The 19,940-nt window shown below is 71.9% G+C and carries 20 protein-coding genes; 12 read left to right on the forward strand and 8 right to left on the reverse strand.

What is annotated here, in order from left to right; translation table 11 throughout:
* Nucleotides 1–43 precede the first annotated feature (43 nt).
* Nucleotides 44–1,045: a GlxA family transcriptional regulator gene (locus JK363_RS19755; RefSeq protein ID WP_201876250.1), complete on the forward strand. Its 1,002-nt coding sequence runs from the start codon at nt 44–46 to the stop codon at nt 1,043–1,045.
* On the opposite strand, the gene JK363_RS19760 is transcribed toward JK363_RS19755, so the two are convergent.
* From JK363_RS19760 to JK363_RS19770, 3 genes are all read right to left on the reverse strand, one after another.
* Nucleotides 1,009–3,135, reverse strand: a complete 2,127-nt coding sequence (locus tag JK363_RS19760) for a SpoIIE family protein phosphatase (protein ID WP_201876251.1) — start codon at nt 3,133–3,135, stop codon at nt 1,009–1,011. The two genes, JK363_RS19755 and JK363_RS19760, sit on opposite strands and share 37 nt — an antisense overlap.
* A gap of 86 nt (nt 3,136–3,221) precedes the next feature.
* A complete protein-coding gene (locus JK363_RS19765) occupies nt 3,222–4,076 on the reverse strand; it encodes a caspase family protein (RefSeq protein WP_201876252.1) in 855 nt (284 codons plus the stop codon).
* 30 nt (nt 4,077–4,106) lie between these two features.
* Nucleotides 4,107–5,750 (reverse strand): amidohydrolase family protein, encoded by a 1,644-nt coding sequence (locus tag JK363_RS19770; protein WP_201876253.1) that lies wholly within the window; start codon nt 5,748–5,750, stop codon nt 4,107–4,109.
* 155 nt (nt 5,751–5,905) lie between these two features.
* Here JK363_RS19770 and JK363_RS19775 point away from each other — a divergent pair, with 155 nt between their 5' ends.
* Entirely contained in the window at nt 5,906–6,727 is an 822-nt protein-coding gene (locus tag JK363_RS19775; RefSeq protein WP_201876254.1) for a uracil-DNA glycosylase family protein, read from the forward strand.
* 87 nt (nt 6,728–6,814) lie between these two features.
* Here the strand turns inward: JK363_RS19775 and JK363_RS19780 are convergent, their stop codons facing one another.
* The gene (locus tag JK363_RS19780) at nt 6,815–7,327 is read right to left on the reverse strand and encodes a hypothetical protein (protein ID WP_201876255.1); all 513 of its coding nucleotides are present in this window, start codon (nt 7,325–7,327) and stop codon (nt 6,815–6,817) included.
* Complete coding sequence (locus JK363_RS19785; protein WP_236075944.1) at nt 7,324–7,863, reverse strand: ATP-binding protein; 540 nt, start codon at nt 7,861–7,863, stop codon at nt 7,324–7,326. Before JK363_RS19785 ends, JK363_RS19780 begins: the two co-directional genes overlap by 4 nt.
* Nucleotides 7,864–7,930: 67 nt before the next feature.
* Between JK363_RS19785 and JK363_RS19790 the strand changes: the two genes are divergently transcribed.
* A complete protein-coding gene (locus tag JK363_RS19790) occupies nt 7,931–8,197 on the forward strand; it encodes a hypothetical protein (protein WP_201876351.1) in 267 nt (88 codons plus the stop codon).
* A gap of 96 nt (nt 8,198–8,293) precedes the next feature.
* Nucleotides 8,294–9,109 carry an SDR family NAD(P)-dependent oxidoreductase gene (locus JK363_RS19795; RefSeq protein ID WP_201876342.1) on the forward strand — a complete coding sequence of 272 codons (816 nt, stop codon included), beginning with the start codon at nt 8,294–8,296 and terminating at the stop codon, nt 9,107–9,109.
* Between the two features lie 46 nt (nt 9,110–9,155).
* Here the strand turns inward: JK363_RS19795 and JK363_RS19800 are convergent, their stop codons facing one another.
* Nucleotides 9,156–10,559: an NsdA family TPR-like regulatory protein gene (locus tag JK363_RS19800; RefSeq protein ID WP_201876256.1), complete on the reverse strand. Its 1,404-nt coding sequence runs from the start codon at nt 10,557–10,559 to the stop codon at nt 9,156–9,158.
* Between the two features lie 276 nt (nt 10,560–10,835).
* On the opposite strand from JK363_RS19800, the gene JK363_RS19805 reads away from it, so the two are divergent.
* The 5 genes from JK363_RS19805 (at nt 10,836) to uppS (ending at nt 14,555) form a co-directional block, all read left to right on the forward strand.
* The gene (locus tag JK363_RS19805; RefSeq protein WP_201876257.1) at nt 10,836–11,702 is read left to right on the forward strand and encodes a Sco1979 family transcriptional regulator; all 867 of its coding nucleotides are present in this window, start codon (nt 10,836–10,838) and stop codon (nt 11,700–11,702) included.
* Between the two features lies 1 nt (nt 11,703).
* Nucleotides 11,704–11,943, forward strand: a complete 240-nt coding sequence (locus JK363_RS19810; RefSeq protein WP_201876258.1) for a DUF397 domain-containing protein — start codon at nt 11,704–11,706, stop codon at nt 11,941–11,943.
* A 179-nt stretch (nt 11,944–12,122) separates the two neighbouring features.
* The gene (locus JK363_RS19815; protein ID WP_201876259.1) at nt 12,123–12,716 is read left to right on the forward strand and encodes a hypothetical protein; all 594 of its coding nucleotides are present in this window, start codon (nt 12,123–12,125) and stop codon (nt 12,714–12,716) included.
* 61 nt (nt 12,717–12,777) lie between these two features.
* Nucleotides 12,778–13,590 (forward strand): SAM-dependent methyltransferase, encoded by an 813-nt coding sequence (locus tag JK363_RS19820; RefSeq protein WP_201876260.1) that lies wholly within the window; start codon nt 12,778–12,780, stop codon nt 13,588–13,590.
* Between the two features lie 161 nt (nt 13,591–13,751).
* Nucleotides 13,752–14,555: a polyprenyl diphosphate synthase gene (uppS, locus tag JK363_RS19825; protein WP_307821794.1), complete on the forward strand. Its 804-nt coding sequence runs from the start codon at nt 13,752–13,754 to the stop codon at nt 14,553–14,555.
* 204 nt (nt 14,556–14,759) lie between these two features.
* Here uppS and JK363_RS19830 read toward each other — a convergent pair whose 3' ends face one another.
* Entirely contained in the window at nt 14,760–15,986 is a 1,227-nt protein-coding gene (locus JK363_RS19830) for an acyl-CoA dehydrogenase family protein (protein ID WP_201876262.1), read from the reverse strand.
* Nucleotides 15,987–16,154: 168 nt separating this feature from the next.
* Between JK363_RS19830 and JK363_RS19835 the strand changes: the two genes are divergently transcribed.
* Complete coding sequence (locus tag JK363_RS19835) at nt 16,155–16,808, forward strand: TetR/AcrR family transcriptional regulator (protein ID WP_201876263.1); 654 nt, start codon at nt 16,155–16,157, stop codon at nt 16,806–16,808.
* Nucleotides 16,809–16,852: 44 nt separating this feature from the next.
* Here JK363_RS19835 and def read toward each other — a convergent pair whose 3' ends face one another.
* The gene (gene def / locus JK363_RS19840; protein ID WP_201876264.1) at nt 16,853–17,401 is read right to left on the reverse strand and encodes a peptide deformylase; all 549 of its coding nucleotides are present in this window, start codon (nt 17,399–17,401) and stop codon (nt 16,853–16,855) included.
* Nucleotides 17,402–17,587: 186 nt separating this feature from the next.
* Between def and JK363_RS19845 the strand changes: the two genes are divergently transcribed.
* Nucleotides 17,588–18,826 carry a Mur ligase family protein gene (locus tag JK363_RS19845; protein ID WP_201876265.1) on the forward strand — a complete coding sequence of 413 codons (1,239 nt, stop codon included), beginning with the start codon at nt 17,588–17,590 and terminating at the stop codon, nt 18,824–18,826.
* 22 nt (nt 18,827–18,848) lie between these two features.
* Nucleotides 18,849–19,586, forward strand: a complete 738-nt coding sequence (locus tag JK363_RS19850; protein WP_201876266.1) for a type 1 glutamine amidotransferase — start codon at nt 18,849–18,851, stop codon at nt 19,584–19,586.
* The last annotated feature ends 354 nt before the right edge of the window (nt 19,587–19,940 follow it).

Raw genomic sequence — 19,940 nt, forward strand, 5'->3', positions numbered from 1 at the left:
CCACCACCAAGGCCGGATCGGGACGCTGTGCAAGCATTGCGCCATGTCTGCCGCCCCGCGCTTCGCGCATACCGACCGCCACCGGGTCGCGGTGCTGGTCCGGCACGGGCTGCTGCCGTTCGAACTGGGCATGGCGCACCGGCTGTTCGGCCGGGCTCGATCGGGAACGGGCGAGCCGCTGTACGAGGTGGTGACGTGCGCCCTGGTCCCCGGTGAGGTCCGTACCGACTCCGATGTCAGCGTGAACGTCCGCCATGGGCCCGACGCGCTGGCCGAGGCCGACACCGTGATCGTCCCGGCCGCCAACGAGCAGGACGCACCGCAGACCGAGGGCCGTCTCGGGGCCGCGCTCGGCGCCGCCTTCGAGGCGATCCGCCCCGGCACCCGTATCGCCTCGATCTGCACCGGCGCCTTTGTCCTGGCGGCCGCCGGGCTGCTCGACGGCCGCCGGGCGACCACCCACTGGCAGGCGGCCGACCGCTTCCGGGAGCTGTTCCCCGCCGTCGAGCTGGACCCGGACGTCCTCTACACCGACGAGGGGTCCGTGCTCACCTCGGCCGGGGACGCCTCCGGTATCGATCTGATCCTCCATATGATCCGGCGCGACCACGGAGCGGCGGTGGCAAGCGAGGTCGCCCGCGGCGCGGTGGTGGCCCCGCACCGGGACGGCGGCCAGGCCCAGTTCATCCGGCGGCCGGTCCCCGAGCGGCGCGGCTCGTCCACCGGCACGGCCCGCGCCTGGGCGCTGACCCGGCTGGACCGGCCGGTGAGCCTGCGGGAGCTGGCCGAGCGGGAGTCGATGAGCGTACGGACCTTCTCCCGGCGGTTCCGCGAGGAGGTCGGGATGACCCCGGTGCAGTGGCTGACGCATGCCCGGGTGGAGCGCGCCCGGCAGCTGCTGGAGGAGACCGATCTGCCGGTGGACCGGATCGCGGCGGACGCGGGGTTCGGGACGGCCGCGTCACTGCGACAGCATCTGCACACCGCGCTCGGTGTCTCCCCCAGCGCCTACCGGTCCACCTTCCGCGGCACCGCGGCACCGTGACCGGCGTCGCCGTCGGGCCTCGACGGCGTACGCAGCCGGGCCAGCAGCAGCGCCACATCGTCGTCGGGCGCACCGTGCAGCGCCGCCAGCACCTGGTCGCAGATCCGCTCCAGGGATCCGTGGTGCCGGCGCAGCAGCTGGACCAGGGTGTGCAGTCCGACGTCCAGCGACTGGTGGCGCTTTTCCACCAGACCGTCGGTGAACAGGGCGAGCAGCGCGCCCTCGGCCAGTTCGCAGTCGACCGCGGCGAAAGGGACGCCCCCCACGCCCAGCGGCGCTCCGGTGGGGATGTCGATCAGCTCGGCGTCACCGCCGGGGTGCACCAGGACCGGGGGCAGATGGCCGGCGGTGGACAGCTCGCACCGCCCGGTGCGCGGGTCGCAGACCGCGTAGAGGCAGGTGGCGATGGATTCGCCGAGGCTGAGGGTGATCTCGTCGAGGTGGCGCAGCAGCTCCACGGGGTTCAGGTCGAGCTGGGAGAAGGCCCGGGTGGCGGTGCGCAGTTGGCCCATGATGGCCGCGGCGTGGATGCCCTTGCCCATGACGTCCCCGACCACCAGGCCGACCCGGCCGTCCTGGAGGGGCAGTACGTCGAACCAGTCGCCGCCCGCGGCGCTGACGGCGGGCAGATAGCGTGAGGCGATCTCCAGTCCGTCCAGGTCCCGGGGCTGCTGGGACAGCAGGCTGCGCTGGAGGGTGAGCGCGGCGTCGCGCTCGCGCCCGTAGAGCCGGGCGTTGTCGATGCACAGGGCGGCGCGGATGGCCAGTTCGCAGGCGAGGGTGAGGTCCTGTTCGTCGAACGGCCGGGGGTTGACCGTGCGGTGCAGGCTGAGGGTGCCCAGCACACTGCCGCGGGCGATCAGCGGGGCCGCGAGATAGGAGTGGACGCCCTCCCGCTGGAGGACCGCGGCGGCGGACTCGTCGCGCGCGATCCGGCGGACGTCCTGCTCGGTGACGTGCGGAACGAAGATCGGCTGGGCGTCGCGCACACATTTGGTGATCAGACGGGTGGGACCGTAGCGGGCGATCTCGCCGACCGGGTCGGCCGCGTGCACCGCCTCGGTGGGATAGCCCGCGGCCACGGCCAGCGCCCGGAAGCGGGTCGAGCCGTCGGTGCGCACCCGGGCCGTGGCCTCGCGGTGCACCACGGCGTCGAGTACATCGACGGCCGCGAGGTCGGCGAGCCGGGGCACGGTCACATCGGCCAGCTCCTGGGCGGTCTGCCGCAGGTCCAGGGTGGTGCCGATGCGGACCCCGGCGTCGGCGATGACGGCCAGCCGCTCGCGTGCCTCGGCGACCTCGCTGGCCGCCCGGTGGCGCTTGGAGACGTCGATGACCGCTACGGCAACGCCCAGGATGCGGCCGCTGGGGTCCTCCAGCCGGTAGTAGGACTGCGACCAGGCGTGGTCGTGGTCGGGGTCGGCGGGGGTGCGGCCGACGCTCTGCTGGTCCAGCAGCGGTTCACCGGACTCCAGGACGTGCCGCATCGCGGTCTCCATGGCTCCGGCGTCCAGCCCCGGCAGCACCTCGGCGATGCTGTGGCCGCGCACCTCGTCCTCGGTCAGCCCGTTCATCCGCTGAAGGGACGGATTGGCGCGCACCCAGCGCAGCTGGGTGTCGAAGACCGCCGTGCCCACGGGCGACTGTTTGATGAGGAAGCCGGAGACGGCGAGATCGGTCTCCAGCTGCCGTACGGTCCCCTCGTCGGCGGCGAGCCCGAGGGCGTAGGCGTCGCCCCGCACATCGCGCAGGCCCATGGTGCGGAATTCGACCTGGAGGGTACGGCCGTCCTGGTGGCGCACCGGGAAGACGCCCGCCCAGGTGTCGCCCGCCCGCACCCGCGCGAAGAGTTCCACCGCCGACCGGCGGTCCTCGGGGGGGACCAGCAGCCGGTCCGCGCGGCAGCCCAGCGCATCGGCGGCACGGTAGCCGAACAGCTGTTCCGCCTCGGGGCTCCACAGCACGATGCGGCCGTCGCCGTCCAGCACCACGGCGGCGACCTGCAACAGGTCGAGCACCCCTCCCGGGGCGGCGGTCAGGCCGCCCCTGCCCGCCTCGCCGTCCTGGTCAAGACGGTCATGCCTGGTCATACCGGCACCTCACCGGCTCGTGTGCGCTTCTTCTGTCATACCTCGCCGGGCGGTCCCCCGCACACCAGTGGGATACGCCCGCATCATCAGATGGTGAACGGACGCTGACGGGCGAAGGCCGGGTTCCGCGCCCCGGCCAGGAACAGATTGGGGGTCTGGTCCGGGGGCATCCGCTTCACGATCTCCCGGTGCAGCCCCCGGTAGCTGCCCGCGAAGGCGCCGCCGCGCCAGACCTCCAGCAGGGTTCCGGTGAACAGGCCGTTGATGACGCCGTCCGAGGAGGTCTGGTTGTCCTGGCAGCCGGAGATCTCCAGCACGCTGGCCTCGATCTTGACGAGGTCCTTGGCGGTGTGCGCCTTCTGGATCCGGTCGTAGAACTCACGGTCCCGCCGGTAGACCGTGGACTGCACCGTCTCGGGCATCGCCCTGATCTTCCGGCCGATCTCATCGGGGTCGTCGGTGTTGAACCGCCGGTCCAGCTCGCGGGGGCTGAGGACCTCCGGCAGTTGGCGGGCCACGGTGCCGCTGTGGCAGCTGTCGGAGAGCATCCAGATCCGCACCCCCTTGGCGAACTTGCCGAACAGGCCGAACAGTTCGTCGTCGACCACCTGCCGGTCGTACAGCACCCAGGTCTCGTCCAGCCGGTCGCCTGTCTCGTCGTGGTTGAGGTCGGGCACCTGGCCACCGTGGCCCGAGTAGGTGAGGAAGAGGATGTCGCCGTCCGCCAGCCGCCCGGCCGCGGCCTCCAGTGCGGAGGTGACCGCCTCGGAGGTGGCCTCGGAGGTGATCAGCGGATCGGTGACATCGAACCCCGCGTGGTCGGCGAGGCCCGCCATATCCGTGGCGTCCTGCTCACAGGCGTTCAGCTCACCGCTCCAGCCGTCGTAGGCGGCGGGGTCGACCTGGTTGAGTCCGATGTGGAGGGAGATACCGGTTGCCATGGGGGGCTCCTCGGGTGGGGTGGGGAAACGTCAGGTCAGCAGGTCGGACAGCTCGGCGGCGTAGTCCGGGGGCAGATTGGGCTCGGCGGCCAGACTCGCCAGGAACGCGGGGTCGGCCCCGGCCGTCAGGCCGTCCAGGGCCAGGGCGGGGAGCGCGGCCGGGCTGATGCCGGGTGGGGCGATCTCGGGACCGCTGCGGCCCGGCCGAGCCCGCCGGGCCGCTCCGGGCGGCGCCAGCCGGGGGCGCAGCTCGGTGCCGTTCGGCTCGATCTCGTCCAGGGCGAGCCGCCACCGCGGGCCCTCGTCCGCCCGGGGCGGGGCCCGCCGCGCGGCCCGTTCGGCGTGGCCGGGCAGATCGGCGAGGGCGCGGCTGAGCCGATCGGCGGCCTCGGTGAGGGTCAGACCGCCGACGACCGGGTCGGCGGAGGTCTGGCGGAGCCGGACGCTGCGCCGCGCGGGCGCCCCGTGGTCCAGCGGCTCCAGCTCGGACGGGTCGGGGGTGAGCTTCCGCATCAGGGCGGTGGTGCCGTAGCGGGGGGTGCCGTCGATGGCGACGAGGGTGATGTCCCGGTCGCGGGCGTCGATCAGGGCGGTGTACGGATCGCCGTCGGCTCCGGCGACGGCGATCAGATCGGCGCGCATACCGGGCCGCAGCGAGCCCAGGGTGCGCTCCCAGCGCAGGATGGCGGCCGCGTCACGGGTGGCCATGGCGACCAGGTCGCGGTCGCTGAACACCCCGCCCGCCACGTCGGAGGCCAGCCGGGCCGCCTTGAGTTCGCCCAGCAGCCCCTTGCTGCCGGAGACCGACCAGTCCGAGCCGAGCCCGATGAGCATGCCGGTGCGACGGGCGGCGGCGATGTCCGCGGTGCCGCCGTACAGCAGCAGGTTCGACAGCGGGGACCACACCATGGAGCCGCCGTGCCCGGCCAGCACGGTGAAGTCCTCGGGGGTGAGCGCCGTGCAGTGGATAGCGACGAGGTTGTCGGTGATCGCCCACCGCCCGCGCTCGATCTCCAGGGCCTGGAAGTGCTCGCGCGCGTCCTTGTCGGTGCCCTCGGCCAGGTGCAGCAGCAGCCGGTGGGGCTGCTGGAGCCGGGTGAGGAACCGGGCGGCGTCCGCCGCCTCGACATCGGCGATCCGGGAGGCGGCCTCGGGCAGCGCGGGGTCGTCGGTGGCCTCGACGTTGCGGACGATGCCGCGGTACATCCGGCGGGAGCCGGTGTTGCTGAACAGTGCGATGCCCTGGCTGGTGGTGGTGCCGTTGACCAGGGCCTTGGCCTCCACGTAGCGCACCACGGCGGGCATCAGTTCCGGATCCTCGCCGAGCACCGTCATCGGCCCGGTGACCAGGGGGCGGTAGGCCGGGTTGCGCCGTCCGCCCCAGTCGGAGCGGTTGCCGTAGCGCTCGGGGATCCGCCACAGCGGGAGCACGTCGTAGGGCAGATGGTTGTGCAGCTCGATCAGACCGGGGTAGACGGTGCCGCCGGTGCGGACCACCGGGGTGTCCTCATGGCCCGGGGGCCGGGGCGCGCCTGCGGGCAGCACCGCGTCGACCAGGCCCCGGCCGATGTAGAGCACGCCGTCGTCGAGCACGGTGTCATGCGCATCCATGGTGACGATCCGGCCGCGCAGCGCGCAGCGCGGCTGCTCTTCGGCATCCACCGCAGGTGGCATGGCGCGTCCCTTCACCTCGCTCCCTGACCGGCGGCCGTCCACGGGCGACCGCCGCCCCACTAAGCGATGATGATGTGACTTATCCAGTTATGCCCTGTTCTCCGGCCCCATCCGGAGGAGAGACCGGCAGCCCCCCACGTGAGGAGGAGTCCGCGGTGCACGACTTCGATCCCGGGTACACCCATGAGCCCTACGCCACCCTGGTCCGCTCCCACCCCGGCCCCGAGATCTATCCACCGGAGGACTTCCGCGTCGAGTGGGGGCCGGTCTTCCACCGGGGGCGGCTCGACGGAAGCGCCCGGGTCCTGGTCATCGGACAGGACCCGGCCGCGCACGAAGCGGTCACCCGGCGGATCCTGGTGGGCACCGCGGGCCGCCGCGTCCAGGGTTTTCTGGCCAAACTGGGCATCGACACCGGCTATGTCATGGTCAACACGTTCCTCTACAGCGTGTACGGGCAGGGCGGCGGCACCGCCCACGCCCAGGACCCGGCCATCGCCGACTACCGCCACGCCTGGCTGGACGCACTGATGGAGCACAACGCGGTGGAGGCGGTCCTCGCCTTCGGCGGGCTGGCCGACACCGCGTTCCGCACCTGGCACGCGACCCCGGCGGGACGCCGCTACACGGGCGCCTACCAGCACATGCTGCACCCCACCTACCCCGAGAGCGCATCCTCCTCCGGCAGCACAACCCTGGCCACGGCGATGGCGAAGCTGCTCGCCGACTGGAACACCGCCCTCGAGGCGCTGCACGGCGCGATCACCCGCCCCGACCACGAACGGCCCCTGGTCCCGTATGGCAGCACCGGCTTCACCCCGGCCGATCTCGCCTCCATCCCCGAGGCCGATCTGCCCGCGGGACTGCCCGCGTGGATGCGCTCCGCCGAGCCCTGGGCCCGGCGGGAGGGCGCCACGCCCGGGGAGAAGCGGGCCACGATCGTGGTGGAGGTCCCGGAGACCCTGCGCCCGTTCTGAGCCCCCCGGAGGGGCACGGGGAAGCACAGGGAACCGCGCGACCAGCCACGACGCAGACGGCACCGCACCGCACGTCCCGCGGAGCGCTCAGCGGAACAGCGCGCCCGCGAGGCGGTCGGCGGGCCGGTCGGCGGCCTCCTCCAACGCGGCCCGCAGGATGCGGCTGTCGATGAGCCCGCCGCCGGGGCGGATCAGCCAGACATGGCCCTGCCGTACGCACCCGGGCCGGGGGCAGCGCAGGGTCCGGCCCGGTCCGGCCGCGGCCACCGAGCGCCGCCGGGCGTACGCCGTTCCGGCCAGCCATGCCTTCCACTCGGCCGCGGAGCCGGGCGGTACGAGGAACGAGAGCACATGGCTGGCGGTGGCCAGCATCACCGGGCCGGTGGCCGCATCCCGCCGCTGGAGGGCCTGGATCACCGCGGAACCGATCTCGTCGGCCATTCTGACCAGGTCGAAGACCGGGCCCACCGGAAGGTCGGCGAGACCGCTGCCGCTGGCCCACTGAAGCCGCACCCGGCCGGGGTCCTCGCTGGCGGACAGCAGCCAGTCGGCGGCGTCACCCTCCACGGTCAGCCGCGTCCGCCGCTCCCCCGCCCTCATGACAGGCTCTCGACGGACTCGAGCGGCAGGGTGAACCACACCTTCTTGCCCACCCTCCCGGGGTCGGGCGGCTCGGTGCCCCAGTCGCCGGCCAGGCCGTCCACGATGGCCAGCCCCCGTCCGGACTCGGCGGTCGGTGCCGCCTCCCGGATACGGGGGACGACGGGCGAGCCGTCGGCCACCTCGACCCGCAGCTCATGGCCGCGGTTCTGGAGGGAGACGGTGATGGTGACGGTGTCGGCGGGGCCGGAGCTGCCGTGCTCCACGGCGTTGGCGAACAGTTCGTTGGTGGCGAGGACGGCGGAGTCCACCAGCGCGCCGAGCCGCCACTCACGCAGATGCCCGGTGACCATACGGCGTAACGCGGAGGCGCGGTCGGCCAGCGCGGGGAATTCGGCGCGGAAGAGACGGCAGGTGTCCACGGACATCATCGGTCTTCCCCCTCGCTGACAGGGGACAGCACGCTGCCCGGCGGTCGGCTCGGCGCGGGGGCGGTCCGTGGACGGCGCGAGCGCGGTGGTCGTGGACGGTGACATGGTTGGTTCACCTCCCTCATCGGCCGACGCCGGCCGCTTCGGCGGCCCTGGGAAGGATCGGCTCACGGTGTCGGTCCTCACGGTCCTCTTCGGTCTGTCGGCTCTGATGGCATACGTGCACATGGCGTGGTTGACGTCCTGGGGAGCGGGTAAGCGCATGCTGGCGACCGACCACGCCGCATCTGTGCTGGTGAAGGGTGGGGGACGCGCCCTGCCCGACCCGCCTGGACCGGCTGCCATGGACGGAGAGGGCCCGGTCGCGGTGAGTGCCGGATACCGGCATGATTCCTCCTTCGAAGGCAGCGCACAGCGTCAACGGCCGCCGTTCATGTAGACAAACGGTTGGACCGACCGGCGGGCGAGAGGGCATGGGGGTTGTCCGGTTGTACGGGCGTAGTGGTTCGGGCTGTACGGTCCCGGCGTGGCACGTATGAGTGGGAGCCGGAGCGGGCAATTCCGCCCGGGGGGCCGGTCCGATGTGGAGGGCAAGCGCGTTCTGGTCACCGGGGGCACCCGGGGGCTGGGCGAACAGATCGTGCGGCTGCTGGCCGCGGAGGGAGCACGGCTGGCCACCTGTGCGCGCACGGCGGATGACCTGCGGGAACTCACGGCGTCACTGGCCACAGAGGGATATGGCCCGCTGTTCACCCGCGCCCTGGACATCACCGAGCCGGATCGGCTGGAGGAGTTCGTCCTTGCCACGGCGGAACGTTTCAGCGGACTGGACGGTGTGGTGGCCTGCGCGGGCGGAGCGCGGGGCCGCGGGCTGGAGGAGGCCGACGCCCGGGACTGGTCCCTGACCTGGGAGATGAACGTCGGTCACACCGCGCGGCTGGTGAAGGCCGCGGTGCCGCATCTGCGGCGGGCGGGCGGCGGCTCAGTGGTGGTGATCGCCTCCATCTCCGGATGGAAGCCGGGGCCGCAGGCCCAGTACGGGGCCGCCAAGGCGGCCCAGATCCATCTGGCGGGCTCGCTCGCCCGTGAACTGGGGCCGGACGGGATCCGGGTCAACGCCGTCTCACCGGGGTCGATGCTCATCCCCGGGAAGCGCTGGGACCGGATGCGCACCGAGGAGCCCGAGGCGTTCGCGCGGTTCGCGGCGGAGTTCCCGCACGGCGAACTGGTGGCGCCGCAAGAGGTCGCCCGAGTCGTCGCGTTTCTGCTCTCGGATGCCTCGAGCGGTGTCTCCGGCGCACACCTGCCCGTCGACCGCGCCCAGAACGCCCCTACGCCGGGGGGCTACTAGCAGCCACCCGGCGCTCCCCCGAAGGGGCGTCGCCGAACGCCACCGGTCAGGCGGCGGCGCCGAGCACGGTCCGCGACCGCCGCTCGAACTCCCTGACCAGAGGCTCCTTCTGGCGCGGCCGAAGCCGTGCCCGGAAGTCGCGCAGCGCCTGGATCGAGCGCTCGCTGTGCACCCCGTTGAGGGTGTCCAGCGCCTCGTTCGCGGTCCCGACCGCCTCGTCCAGCCGGTTCTGCTGGAGAAAGGCGGTGGCCAGGACGGACCGGCTGATGGCCTGGCGGCGGCGCCGGTCGGCGTTGGCGCGCACCGACTCGGCGGCCGCGTGCTCGGCCTCCGCGGAGTTGCCCAGGTCACGGAAGCACAGTGCCGCCTCGGCCGCCAGATAGTGGTGGTCGAGGAAGCGCACCCAGGGCGACTCCTGTTCGGCGCCGCGGCTCGCCTCCAGCTGGGCGTCGGCCGCGCGCAGCGACTTGGACGCCTCCCGGGGCTGGTCCAGGGCGGCGTATCCGCGGGCGGCCATGGCGTGCAGCCGCATCAGTCCGAGCGGACTGCCCGCGTGTTTCGCGGTGGCCACCCCCACCCTGGCCAGCTCGACCCCCGCCTCGGGCTGACCCAGATTGGTGGACAGATGGGAGAGCCCGGCGAGGATCTGACCGCCGAGCACGCGGTCACCGCCTTCGGCGCACAGCCGCAGCGCCTGTGTCATATAGCGCTGGGCCAGGCCGTATTCGGCGTTGTCATAGCTGCTCCAGCCGGCCATGGCGGCCAGTTTGGCGGCCGCGGTGAACAGCTGGCGCCGCTCGTGCGGGGGCGCGCCGCGCTGCTGGAGCATGGGCACGACCTCGGTCGACAGATAGAGCACGATGCTGGCGCGGACCTGGCCGCCGCCGAACCGGTTGTCCATCTCGTCGAACATGCTGATGGCGGCGTGGACCTGCTCGACGCGTCCACCGTCGGCCGCGGCGGCCAGACGGGCGGAGTCCTGGTTCTCGACCAGCCACAGCAGCCATTCGCGCTGTGGGGTCACCAGCGCGCCGGCGACGAAGGGCACCGCACCGAGCAGGCTGCGGCGGGAGATATCGGTGGAGCCGAGTTCGGCGAGCGTGTGCAAGGTTTCGCTTACGTCCTCCCGGTAGGCCAACGCCCTGGCGACCACCGGGCGTTGTCGGTCGGCTATGAAGCCGAGCTCGGCGGGGCCCACCGGCCTGCCGAGCCGGTGGGAGAGCACGGCGGCGATCAGCTCCGGGGTGCTGCCGCGCGGCTGTCCGCCCTGGAGCCAGCGGGTCACGGACGCCTTGTCGTAGTTCGACTCGCGTCCCTGCCGGCGGCCCAGCTCGTTGACCCGGTGGGCCAACGAGGCGTAGGAGCACCCGGATTCCTTCAGGGCGGCGGCCAACGCGCTGTTGGTGGCGGCGCTCCGGCGTACGCCCGTGGAATGCGCGTCGTGCGTCACCGTGACCGTCCCGAGCTCGGGCCACGGCGATCTGCGGGATCCCCGCCGCGGGGCGCCGACCGCGCGGCCGACCACCTCAACGGCGTTGTGGACAGGGGTGGTTGGGAGCCCTCGCCATGGAGGGTGAGATGGGTCACGTGCTCACTATGAGCGGTGACACACTCAGCCCGCAACCGTCGTTCTGATAATTTCAGAACGATCCGCTCGTGCTGTATATGTCGCCGCGAGGCGTGGCACACTGTGCAGGCATATGACGGCCATTTCGGGAGGCGGGACGTGAGTGAGGCACGGCCGGCCGGAGCCGCTCCCACCGTATTGCGCCGCGTGCTGGGCAAACGCCTGCGACAGCTGCGTGAACGGGCCAAGGTCTCCTTCGAGGAGGCCGCCAAGGCCATCGAGGTCACCCCGCTGACCGTCCGCCGGATGGAGAAGGCGGAGGTCGGCCTCAAAATCCCGTACGTCAAGGAGCTGTTGCGCAACTACGGCGTCCGGGGTCCGGAGATCGAGGACTTCCTCGCCCTGGCCCGGGAGGCCAACCAGCCTGGCTGGTGGCATCAGTTCCGGGACGTCCTGCCCGACTGGTTCAGTGCGTATGTCAGCCTCGAGAGCGAGGCGACCGTCATCCGCGCGTATGAGCCGCACTACGTACCCGGGCTGCTCCAGACCGAGGAGTACGCCCGAGCGGTGCTGCGCACCGGCTTCCCCAACGACACCGAGGAGGAGCTGGACCGCCGGATCGCCCTGCGCGTCCAGCGGCAGAGCCTGCTCACCAAACCGGACGCGCCGACCATATGGGCCATCCTCGACGAGACGGTGCTGCGGCGCCCGGTCGGTGGCCACCAGGTGATGCGTGAGCAGATCGACCATCTGATCGACGCGCTGGAGCGGCCCAAGGTCCGGCTCCAGGTGATGCGGTTCGCCACGGGACCGCACCCGGGGGCCTTCGGCCCCTTCCACTACTTCCGCTTCGGGTTCTCCGAACTTCCGGACGTGGTCTACACGGAGAGCCTCACCGGCGCGGTCTATGTGGACCAGCCGGCCGAGGTGGTCGCCTATCTGGAGGTCCTGGACCGGATGGCAGTCCAGGCGGAACCCATCGCCGACACCAGCACCGTCCTGGCCGAACTGCGTAAGGAGTTCTGAGATGACCGATCCCGTCTACAGCGGTATGCCGGCCACGAACCTGGGCACGGAGGGCTGGCAGAAGCCCTGGAGCGGAACCAACGGCGGCACCTGCATCGAGGCGAAGCGGCTCCCCGACGGCCGGGTCGCGCTGCGCCAGTCCACCGATCCCTCCGGGCCCGCGCTGATATACACCCGCTCCGAGGTCGCCTCCTTCCTGGAGGCCGCGAAGGCGGGCGAAGCAGACTTCTTGATCGCCTAGCCGCCCCACTACGCGTCCGTTGCGGCTGTCACCGGAAACCACTACGCCCGCACAACCGCACAACTCGCAGTTCACTCCCACCCCTGGCGTTACGCCACGCACACTGGAGGAGCCGTGGCGGGCGGCAGTGTCGTCCCCCTGAACCGAGTACGGGACACATGGGACGACGGGACGACAGGATGAACCTTCACCAGCTGGCCGCACAGCGCCGCACACTCGTCGTCGAGAGCTGCGACGGTGTCATCAGAGACCGGCTGCTGACCGGACTCGCCGAGAACCACGGATACACCGTGGGCCGCGCGCCCCGGGAGCTGCCGCATATCGACCCGGTCCGGCCCTACCGCGAGATCCTCCAGCAGGGCGGCGCGCTCGCCGTCGACGCCCATCTGGTCGGGGAGCTGGTCTACGGACCGCTGCGGCGTGGCCACTCCCGGGTGACCTGGATCCAGGCGTACGACTTCGCCGACGCGCTGGCCGAGCGCCGCGGCGCCTTCGTCCACGTCAGGGCGCCGGTCGCGGTGCTCGAGGAGCGGATGGCCGCGCGCCGCGGTCCGGCGGTGGACCTCCCGGAGATCGCCGCCGCGGTGGCCGCCTTCGAGGGCGCGTTCCGCACCCTCGCCCAGCACGCCCCGGTGGTCACGGTCGACGAGGATCCGCTGACCGGCCCCGGCACCGGACCGCCCGACCTCACCATCGCGCTGCCGGTGAGCCCGTCGGCCCGGCGCCTTCCGCGGATCCGCTCCCCGGTCTCCCTCGTCGCCCAACCCCGCTGAACTCCCGGGCAACGACGCTACGTTGGTGCCCGCACAGGCAGTCGTACGGCAGGAGAACCTCATGGCAGACGCATCATCCACCCCCGGCCGGCAGGCATTAACGAAAATCGACACCGCCGTGCCGCATTCGGCCCGGATCTGGAACTACTGGATGGGCGGCAAGGACAACTACGAGGTCGACCGGGTGGCCGGGGACCAGTACCGCGAGATCGCCCCGAACATCGAGGTCATGGCCCGCGCCTCGCGCGCCTATCTGATCCGCACCGTCACCCATGTGGCGGGCGAGTGCGGGATCCGCCAGTTCCTCGACATCGGCACCGGGCTGCCCACCTACGACAACACCCACCAGGTCGCCCAGCGGGTGGCACCCGAGGCCCGCATCGTCTACGTCGACAACGACCCCCTGGTACTGCGCCACGCCCAGGCCCTGCTGACCAGCACCCCCGAGGGGGTGACCGACTACATCGACGCCGATCTGCACGACCCGGACCGGATCCTGGAGGCCGCGGCCAGGATCCTGGACTTCGAGAAGCCCATCGCCCTGATGCTGATGGGCATCCTCGGTCACATCCAGGACTTCGAGGAGGCGGTGTCGATCACCCGGCGGCTCCAGGACGCCCTGCCCTCCGGCAGCTACTTCGTGCACTACGACAGCACCGACACCGACCAGGCGCTGAAGAAGGCTCAGGAGGGATACGACGACACCGGCGCGGTGCCGTACGTGCTGCGCAGCTACGAGCAGATCACCCGCCTCTACGAGGGACTGGAAGTGATCGAACCCGGTATCGTGTCCTGTCCGCTGTGGCGGCCCGGTCCCACCGAGACCGCCATCGAGACCACCGATGTCCACGGCGGTGTGGCGCGCAAACCCTGACGCTCGACCCGGCGCCCACTGCCCCGACTGGCGGTAGCCATAACGAATGGTTCGGCCACCGGGCAGGTAACCCCCGCCCCCGCCGCCTCGTCAGACACAGCGCCGGAAAGCCGAGGGCGAGGGCGGAGGGACGCAGGGTGTTCGAGGTCGGAGCCTGGAGAGTGCCCTCCGTCAAGCGCTTGCTGCGCGGAACGGAGCGTCCGCCCGATGAGGCGCCCGCCGTTGTCCGGCAGCGCCGCGGCCTGCGGGACGAAGGGAACGGCCCGGACCGGCCCCGGCATGTGGGCATCATCATGGACGGCAACGGGCGGTGGGCGGCCGCCCGCGGGCTGTCCCGCACCCGGGGCCACGAGGCCGGAATCCGGGCCCTGCCCCGCGTGGTGGACACCGCGCTGGAAGAGGGTATCGAGCATCTGTCGCTGTTCTTCTTCTCCACCGAGAACTGGAACCGGCCACGCGGCGAGGTGGCCGCCCTGATGCGGCTGACCGCCCAGCTCGCCGATGTCTTCCGGGGCTACGGCGAGCGCGGGGTGCGGCTGCGCTGGCTGGGCTCGGAGGCACGGCTGCCGGCGTCCACCCTCGCCGCCCTGCGCCGGGCGGAGGCCGAGACCCGCGGCAACCGCGCGATGACGCTGGCGTTCTGCTTCAACCACGGCGGCCGGGAGGAGATCGCCCGCACGGCGACCTCCCTGGCCCGCGCCTCCGCGGACGGCGCGCTGGACCCCGGCCTGATCGACGAGGCCCTGTTCACCCGTCATCTGCCGCATGCCGATCTGCCGGACCTGGACATGCTGGTGCGCACCTCCGGGGAGCAGCGCATCTCCAACTTCATGCTCTGGCGGGCGGCTTACGCCGAGCTGTTCTTCGTCGACACGCTCTGGCCCGACTTCACCGGCGAGGAACTGCGGGCGCTGCTGGACGCGTTCGCCACCCGCAAGCGGCGCTTCGGAGCGGGCGTGGGGTGACCCGCCCCTGGGCCCTGTCCGGCGGATCTCATCGGGCCCGCGACGCCTGGCACCGCACCTCGCGGCGTTGTCGGAGTCGCCCGAGTACGCCCAGTACGAGGGCGATCCTCCGCCTTGCGATCTACGGCACCAGACGCCGCGGGCTGGTCCTCAAAGACCCACCGGACAGGGCCCGGCGCGGGCCACCGGTACGGCGCGGCGGGTTCAGCGGATCGGCATCCCCGACAGGGTGCGCGCGATCACCAACCGCTGGATCTCGCTGGTGCCTTCGAAGATGGTGTAGATCGCCGCGTCGCGGTGCATCCGCTCGACCGGGTACTCGCGGGTGAAGCCGTTGCCGCCGAGGATCTGCACCGCCTGGGCGGTGACCTTCTTGGCGGTCTCACTGGCGAACAGCTTGGACATCGAGCCCTCGGCCGACTCGAAGGGCTTGCCACTGACCGCCATCCACGACGCGCGCCACACCAGCAGCCGCGCGGCGTCGATCTGGGTGCGCATGTCGGAGAGCTGGAAGGCGATGCCCTGGTTGTCGATGATGGGGCGGCCGAACTGCTGCCGGGTCCTGGCGTAGTCGAGCGCGACCTCGTACGCGGCGCGGGCGGTGCCGACCGCCATGGCGCCGACGGCCGGACGGGATGCCTCGAAGGTGGCCATCGCGGCGTTCTTCAGCCGCTCCCCGCCGTCCTTGGCCCTCTCACGGGCGCGCGCGAGCCGTTCGTCCAGCTTCTCCTTGCCGCCGAGCAGACAGTGGCCGGGGACGCGGACGTGGTCCAGGACCACCTCGGCGGTGTGCGACGCGCGGATGCCGTGCTTCTTGAACTTCTGCCCCTGGGACAGGCCGGGGGTGTCCGGCGGGATGATGAACGAGGCGTGGCCCTTGGAGCCGAGCTCGGGATCGACCACCGCGACCACCACGTGGACGTTGGCGATACCCCCGTTGGTGGCCCAGGTCTTGGTGCCGTTGATCACCCATTCGTCCTTGGCCTCGTCGTAGACGGCGCGGGTGCGCATCGAGCCGACGTCGGAGCCCGCGTCGGGCTCGGAGGAGCAGAAGGCGGCGACCTTCACGTCGTTCGCGTCACCGTACATCTGCGGGACCCAGGTGCCGATCTGCTCCTCGGTGCCGTTGGCGAGGACGCCGACGGCGGCCAGACCGGTGCCGACGATGGACAGGGCGATGCCCGCGTCGCCCCAGAACAGCTCCTCCATGGCCATGGGGACGCCGAGACCGGTCGGGTCGAAGTACTGCTGGGCGTAGAAATCCAGGGAGTACAGCCCTATTTTGGCGGCCTCCTGAATAATCGGCCAGGGGGTCTCCTCGCGCTCGTCCCATTCCGCGGCGGCCGGGCGCATCACGTCCGCGGCGAACCCGTGAATCCAGTCCCGCACTGCCTTCTGCTCGTCGTCGAGTTCGAACGAGAACTCCGCCATGGCCCCTCCACCTGCTTGTTACCTGCGGTAACAAGAGTGTGTTACTCACGAGTAGGCGATGTCAACTCCCCTGGCCGCCCGCGCCGGACGCACCACACGGGTGTTACGTTGCGCAGAGCACAGACGGCCTGGACGTAAGCGGACGTCAGGGGGCGGGGAGGAAGCGCGATGGAGACCGGGACCAGCCAGCGGGAAGACCAGCGGCAAGCGGCCGAGCGGCGGCGCAGAGAGTTGCTCGAGGCCGCCGACCGCGTTGTGCTTCGCGACGGCCCCGAAGCCTCGATGAACGCCATCGCCGCCGAGGCGGGCATCACCAAGCCCATTCTGTACCGCCACTTCGGCGACAAGGGAGGGCTGTACCGCGCGCTCGCCAAGCGCCACACCGACGCGCTGCTGTCCTCGCTGCGGGCCGCCCTCGGCGCCCCCGCCCCCGACCGGCGGCACCGGGTGGAAGCCACCCTCGACACCTATCTGACGGCGATCGAGGCCCGGCCGCAGGTGTACCGCTTTCTGATGCACCCCTCCGACCAGGGCCAGCAGCAGGAGCAGGGCTTCGATGTGGGCCATCACTCCGCGCCGCTGCTCCGCCGCCTCGGCGAGGAGCTGGCGATGGTGATCGCCGAACGGGTCGAACTGGGGCCCGGGGGCGAGGAGCAGGCGCGGGTCTGGGGCCATGGGATCGTCGGCATGATGCATGCCGCCGGTGACTGGTGGCTGCGGGAACGCCCCTGTTCACGCGAGCAGTTGGTGCAGCATCTCGCCGAGCTGCTGTGGGGCCGGCTGGCGGTGGCGGACGACCGCGACGGCGGCCCCGCGTTCTGAGCCGGGCCCATCGCGGACCGGGCCTTCCGGCGGCGTGGGCCGGGTCACATCCCGCCGCGGGCCCAGGGCGCCCGCCGGGCCGCGCGCAGCGCCCGGCGCCGCCGCAGCCCACCGAGCCGGTCGGTGAACAGCTCCCCGTCCAGGTGGTCGCACTCGTGCTGGAGACAGCGCGCGAAGAAGCCGGTGCCCTCGATCCGCACCGGCTCCCCGGTCAGGGTCACCCCCTCCACCACCGCGCGGTCGTGGCGCGGGGTGCCCGCCTCGATGCCCGGCAGCGACAGACAGCCCTCCGGGCCACGCACCACGACCCCGTCGGTCTCCGCCAGCCGGGGATTGACCACATGGCCCAGATGGCGCCGGTCCTCGTCGTCCGGGCAGTCGTAGACGAAGACCCGGAGGGCCACTCCGATCTGGTTGGCGGCAAGGCCGACCCCCTGCGCCGCGTACATGGTGGCGTACATGTCCTCGACCAGACGGCCGAGCTCCGGGCCGAACTCGGCGACCTCCGCGCAGGGCGCGCCGAGCACCGCATCGCCGAACAGCCGCATCGGCCGTACCGCTCCGCTGCTTCCGGGGATCACGCCGTTTCGCATGAGAGCCAAGGGTACGGGCCACCCGGTTGGCACTTGTGGGGGTCACGGAATTCGGGTCGGCGGCCGGATCTCGATAGGCTGATCCCCGACCGTGGCCTCCCGGCTGGAGATCCGGCTCGGAGGGGGCGTACCACCGGTGCTCGGGGGGCAGAAGCGGCACCGGTATGCGAGGAGGATCGAAAGACGATGGCAGGCAACTCGGAGCCGCTGTCGCCGCGGGCCAAACTGGCCGTGACGGCAGGCAAGGCCGCGGCGGCGGTGTCGCGGGCCGCGGGCCGCGGCAGCGGATCGGTGATCGGCGGCAAGGTGGCCCTGCGGCTCGACCCCGACCTGCTGGGCAGGCTGGCACAGCACCTGGACGTGATCCTGGTGTCGGCGACCAATGGCAAGACCACGACCACCCGGCTGATCGCCGAGGCGCTGCGGGCGGCCGGACCGGTCGTCTCCAACGCGCTGGGCGCCAATATGCCGGCCGGTATCACCTCGGCCCTGGCGGGCGGCTCGGACGCCCGCTACGGGGTCATCGAGGTCGACGAGAAGTACCTCGCGGGGGTGGCCCGGGACACCGAGCCCAAGGCCATCGCGCTGCTCAACCTCTCGCGCGACCAGCTCGACCGCGCCGCCGAGACCCGCATGCTCGCGGAGAAGTGGCGGGAGGGGCTGACCGGCACCAAGGCCGTGGTGATCGCCAACGCCGACGATCCGCTGATCGTCTGGGCCGCCTCCTCCAGCCCCAATGTGGTCTGGGTCGCGGCGGGCCAGGAGTGGAAGGACGACGCGTGGTCCTGCCCGTCGTGCGGCGGGGTGCTCCAGCGCCCCGGCGACGACTGGGTCTGCGCCGAGTGCGGCTTCCGGCGTCCGATGCCCAGCTGGGCGCTGAACGGCGACTACGTCCTCGACCCGCACGGCGCCGCCTGGCCCATCCACCTCCAGCTGCCCGGCCGCGCCAACAAGGCCAACGCGGCCACCTCGGCGGCGGTCGCGGCGACGTTCGGGGTGCCCCCGCAGGTCGCGCTGGAGCGGATGTACCAGGTCCAGGCGGTCGCCGGACGCTATGACGTGGTCACCTTCGAGGAGCGTCAGCTGCGGCTGCTGCTGGCGAAGAACCCGGCCGGCTGGCTGGAGACCTTCTCGCTGATCAACCCGCCGCCCACCCCGGTGATCCTCTCGGTGAACGCACGCGGGGCGGACGGGACCGACACCTCCTGGCTGTGGGACGTGGACTACACCCGGCTCGCCGGGCACCCGATCTGTGTGATCGGTGATCGCAAGCTGGACCTGGCGGTCCGGCTGGAGGTCGCCGGGCTGGACTTCCGGGTCTGCGCCGATGTGGACGAGGCGGTGCGGATCGCTCCCCCGGGGCAGATCGAGACCATCGCCAACTACACCGCGTTCCAGGACCTGCGCCGCCGGGTCGGCAACTGACCCCGTACGAGAGGCACACGACATGCGTAGCAACAGCCAGAACGGCCTGCGCCTGGTCTGGGTCTACCCCGACCTGCTGAGCACGTACGGCGACCAGGGCAATGCGCTGGTGGTGGAGCGCCGGGCGCGCCAGCGCGGGCTGGATGTCTCCCGGCTGGACGTCCGATCCGACCAGCAGATCCCCACCTCCGGGGACATCTACCTGATCGGCGGCGGTGAGGACCGCCCGCAGCGGCTCGCCGCCGAGCGGCTGACCCGGGACGGCGGGCTGAACCGCGCGGTCGCCAACGGGGCGATCGTCTTCTCGGTGTGCGCGGGCTACCAGATCCTCGGCCATGAGTTCGTCAACGACCTCGGCCAGCGCCAGCCCGGTCTGGGGCTGCTGGATGTGATCAGCACCCGTGGCGAGGGCGCGCGCTGCGTCGGGGACGTACTGGCCGACATCGACGAGCGGCTGGGCCTGCCGCCGCTGACCGGTTTCGAGAACCACCAGGGCGTCACCCATCTGGGCCCGACCGCGCGCCCGTTCGCCCGGGTCCGGTTCGGCAACGGCAACGGCACGGGCGACGGCTTCGAGGGCGCGTACAACGAGACCGTCTTCGGCACCTATATGCACGGCCCGGTGATGGCGCGCAATCCGCATATCGCCGATCTGCTGCTGAAGCTGGCGCTCGATGTGAACGCGCTGCCGCCGGTCGACGACCAGTGGTACGAGGCGCTGCGCAACGAGCGGATCGCGGCGGCCAGCCAGCCCGCCTAGGCCCTGTCCGGTGGGTCTTTGAGGAGCAGCCCGCGGCGTCTGGTGAGGGGGCACCTCCCAGCGTTAGCTGGGGGAGGATCGCAAGGCGGAGGATCGCCCTCGTACTGGGCGTACTCGGGCGACTCCGACAACGCAGCCGGGGGCACCTCCCAGCGTTAGCTGGGGGCGCGGTGCCAGGGGTCGCGGGCCCGATAAGACCCACCGGACAGGGCCTGAGCCGCCTCCGGCCCAGATGAGCCGCTCCGGCACGGAATGTGCCCGGATGCTGGACACATGGCGCACGGCCACGACCCCGCCACCCCCGCGCTTGTAGGGTGGCGGGGTCTCCCGCCGGACAGCGCAGTCCGGTCCTCG

The sequence above is a fragment of the Streptomyces coffeae genome, from assembly GCF_016741875.1.
Classification (GTDB): Bacteria; Actinomycetota; Actinomycetes; order Streptomycetales; family Streptomycetaceae; genus Streptomyces; species Streptomyces coffeae.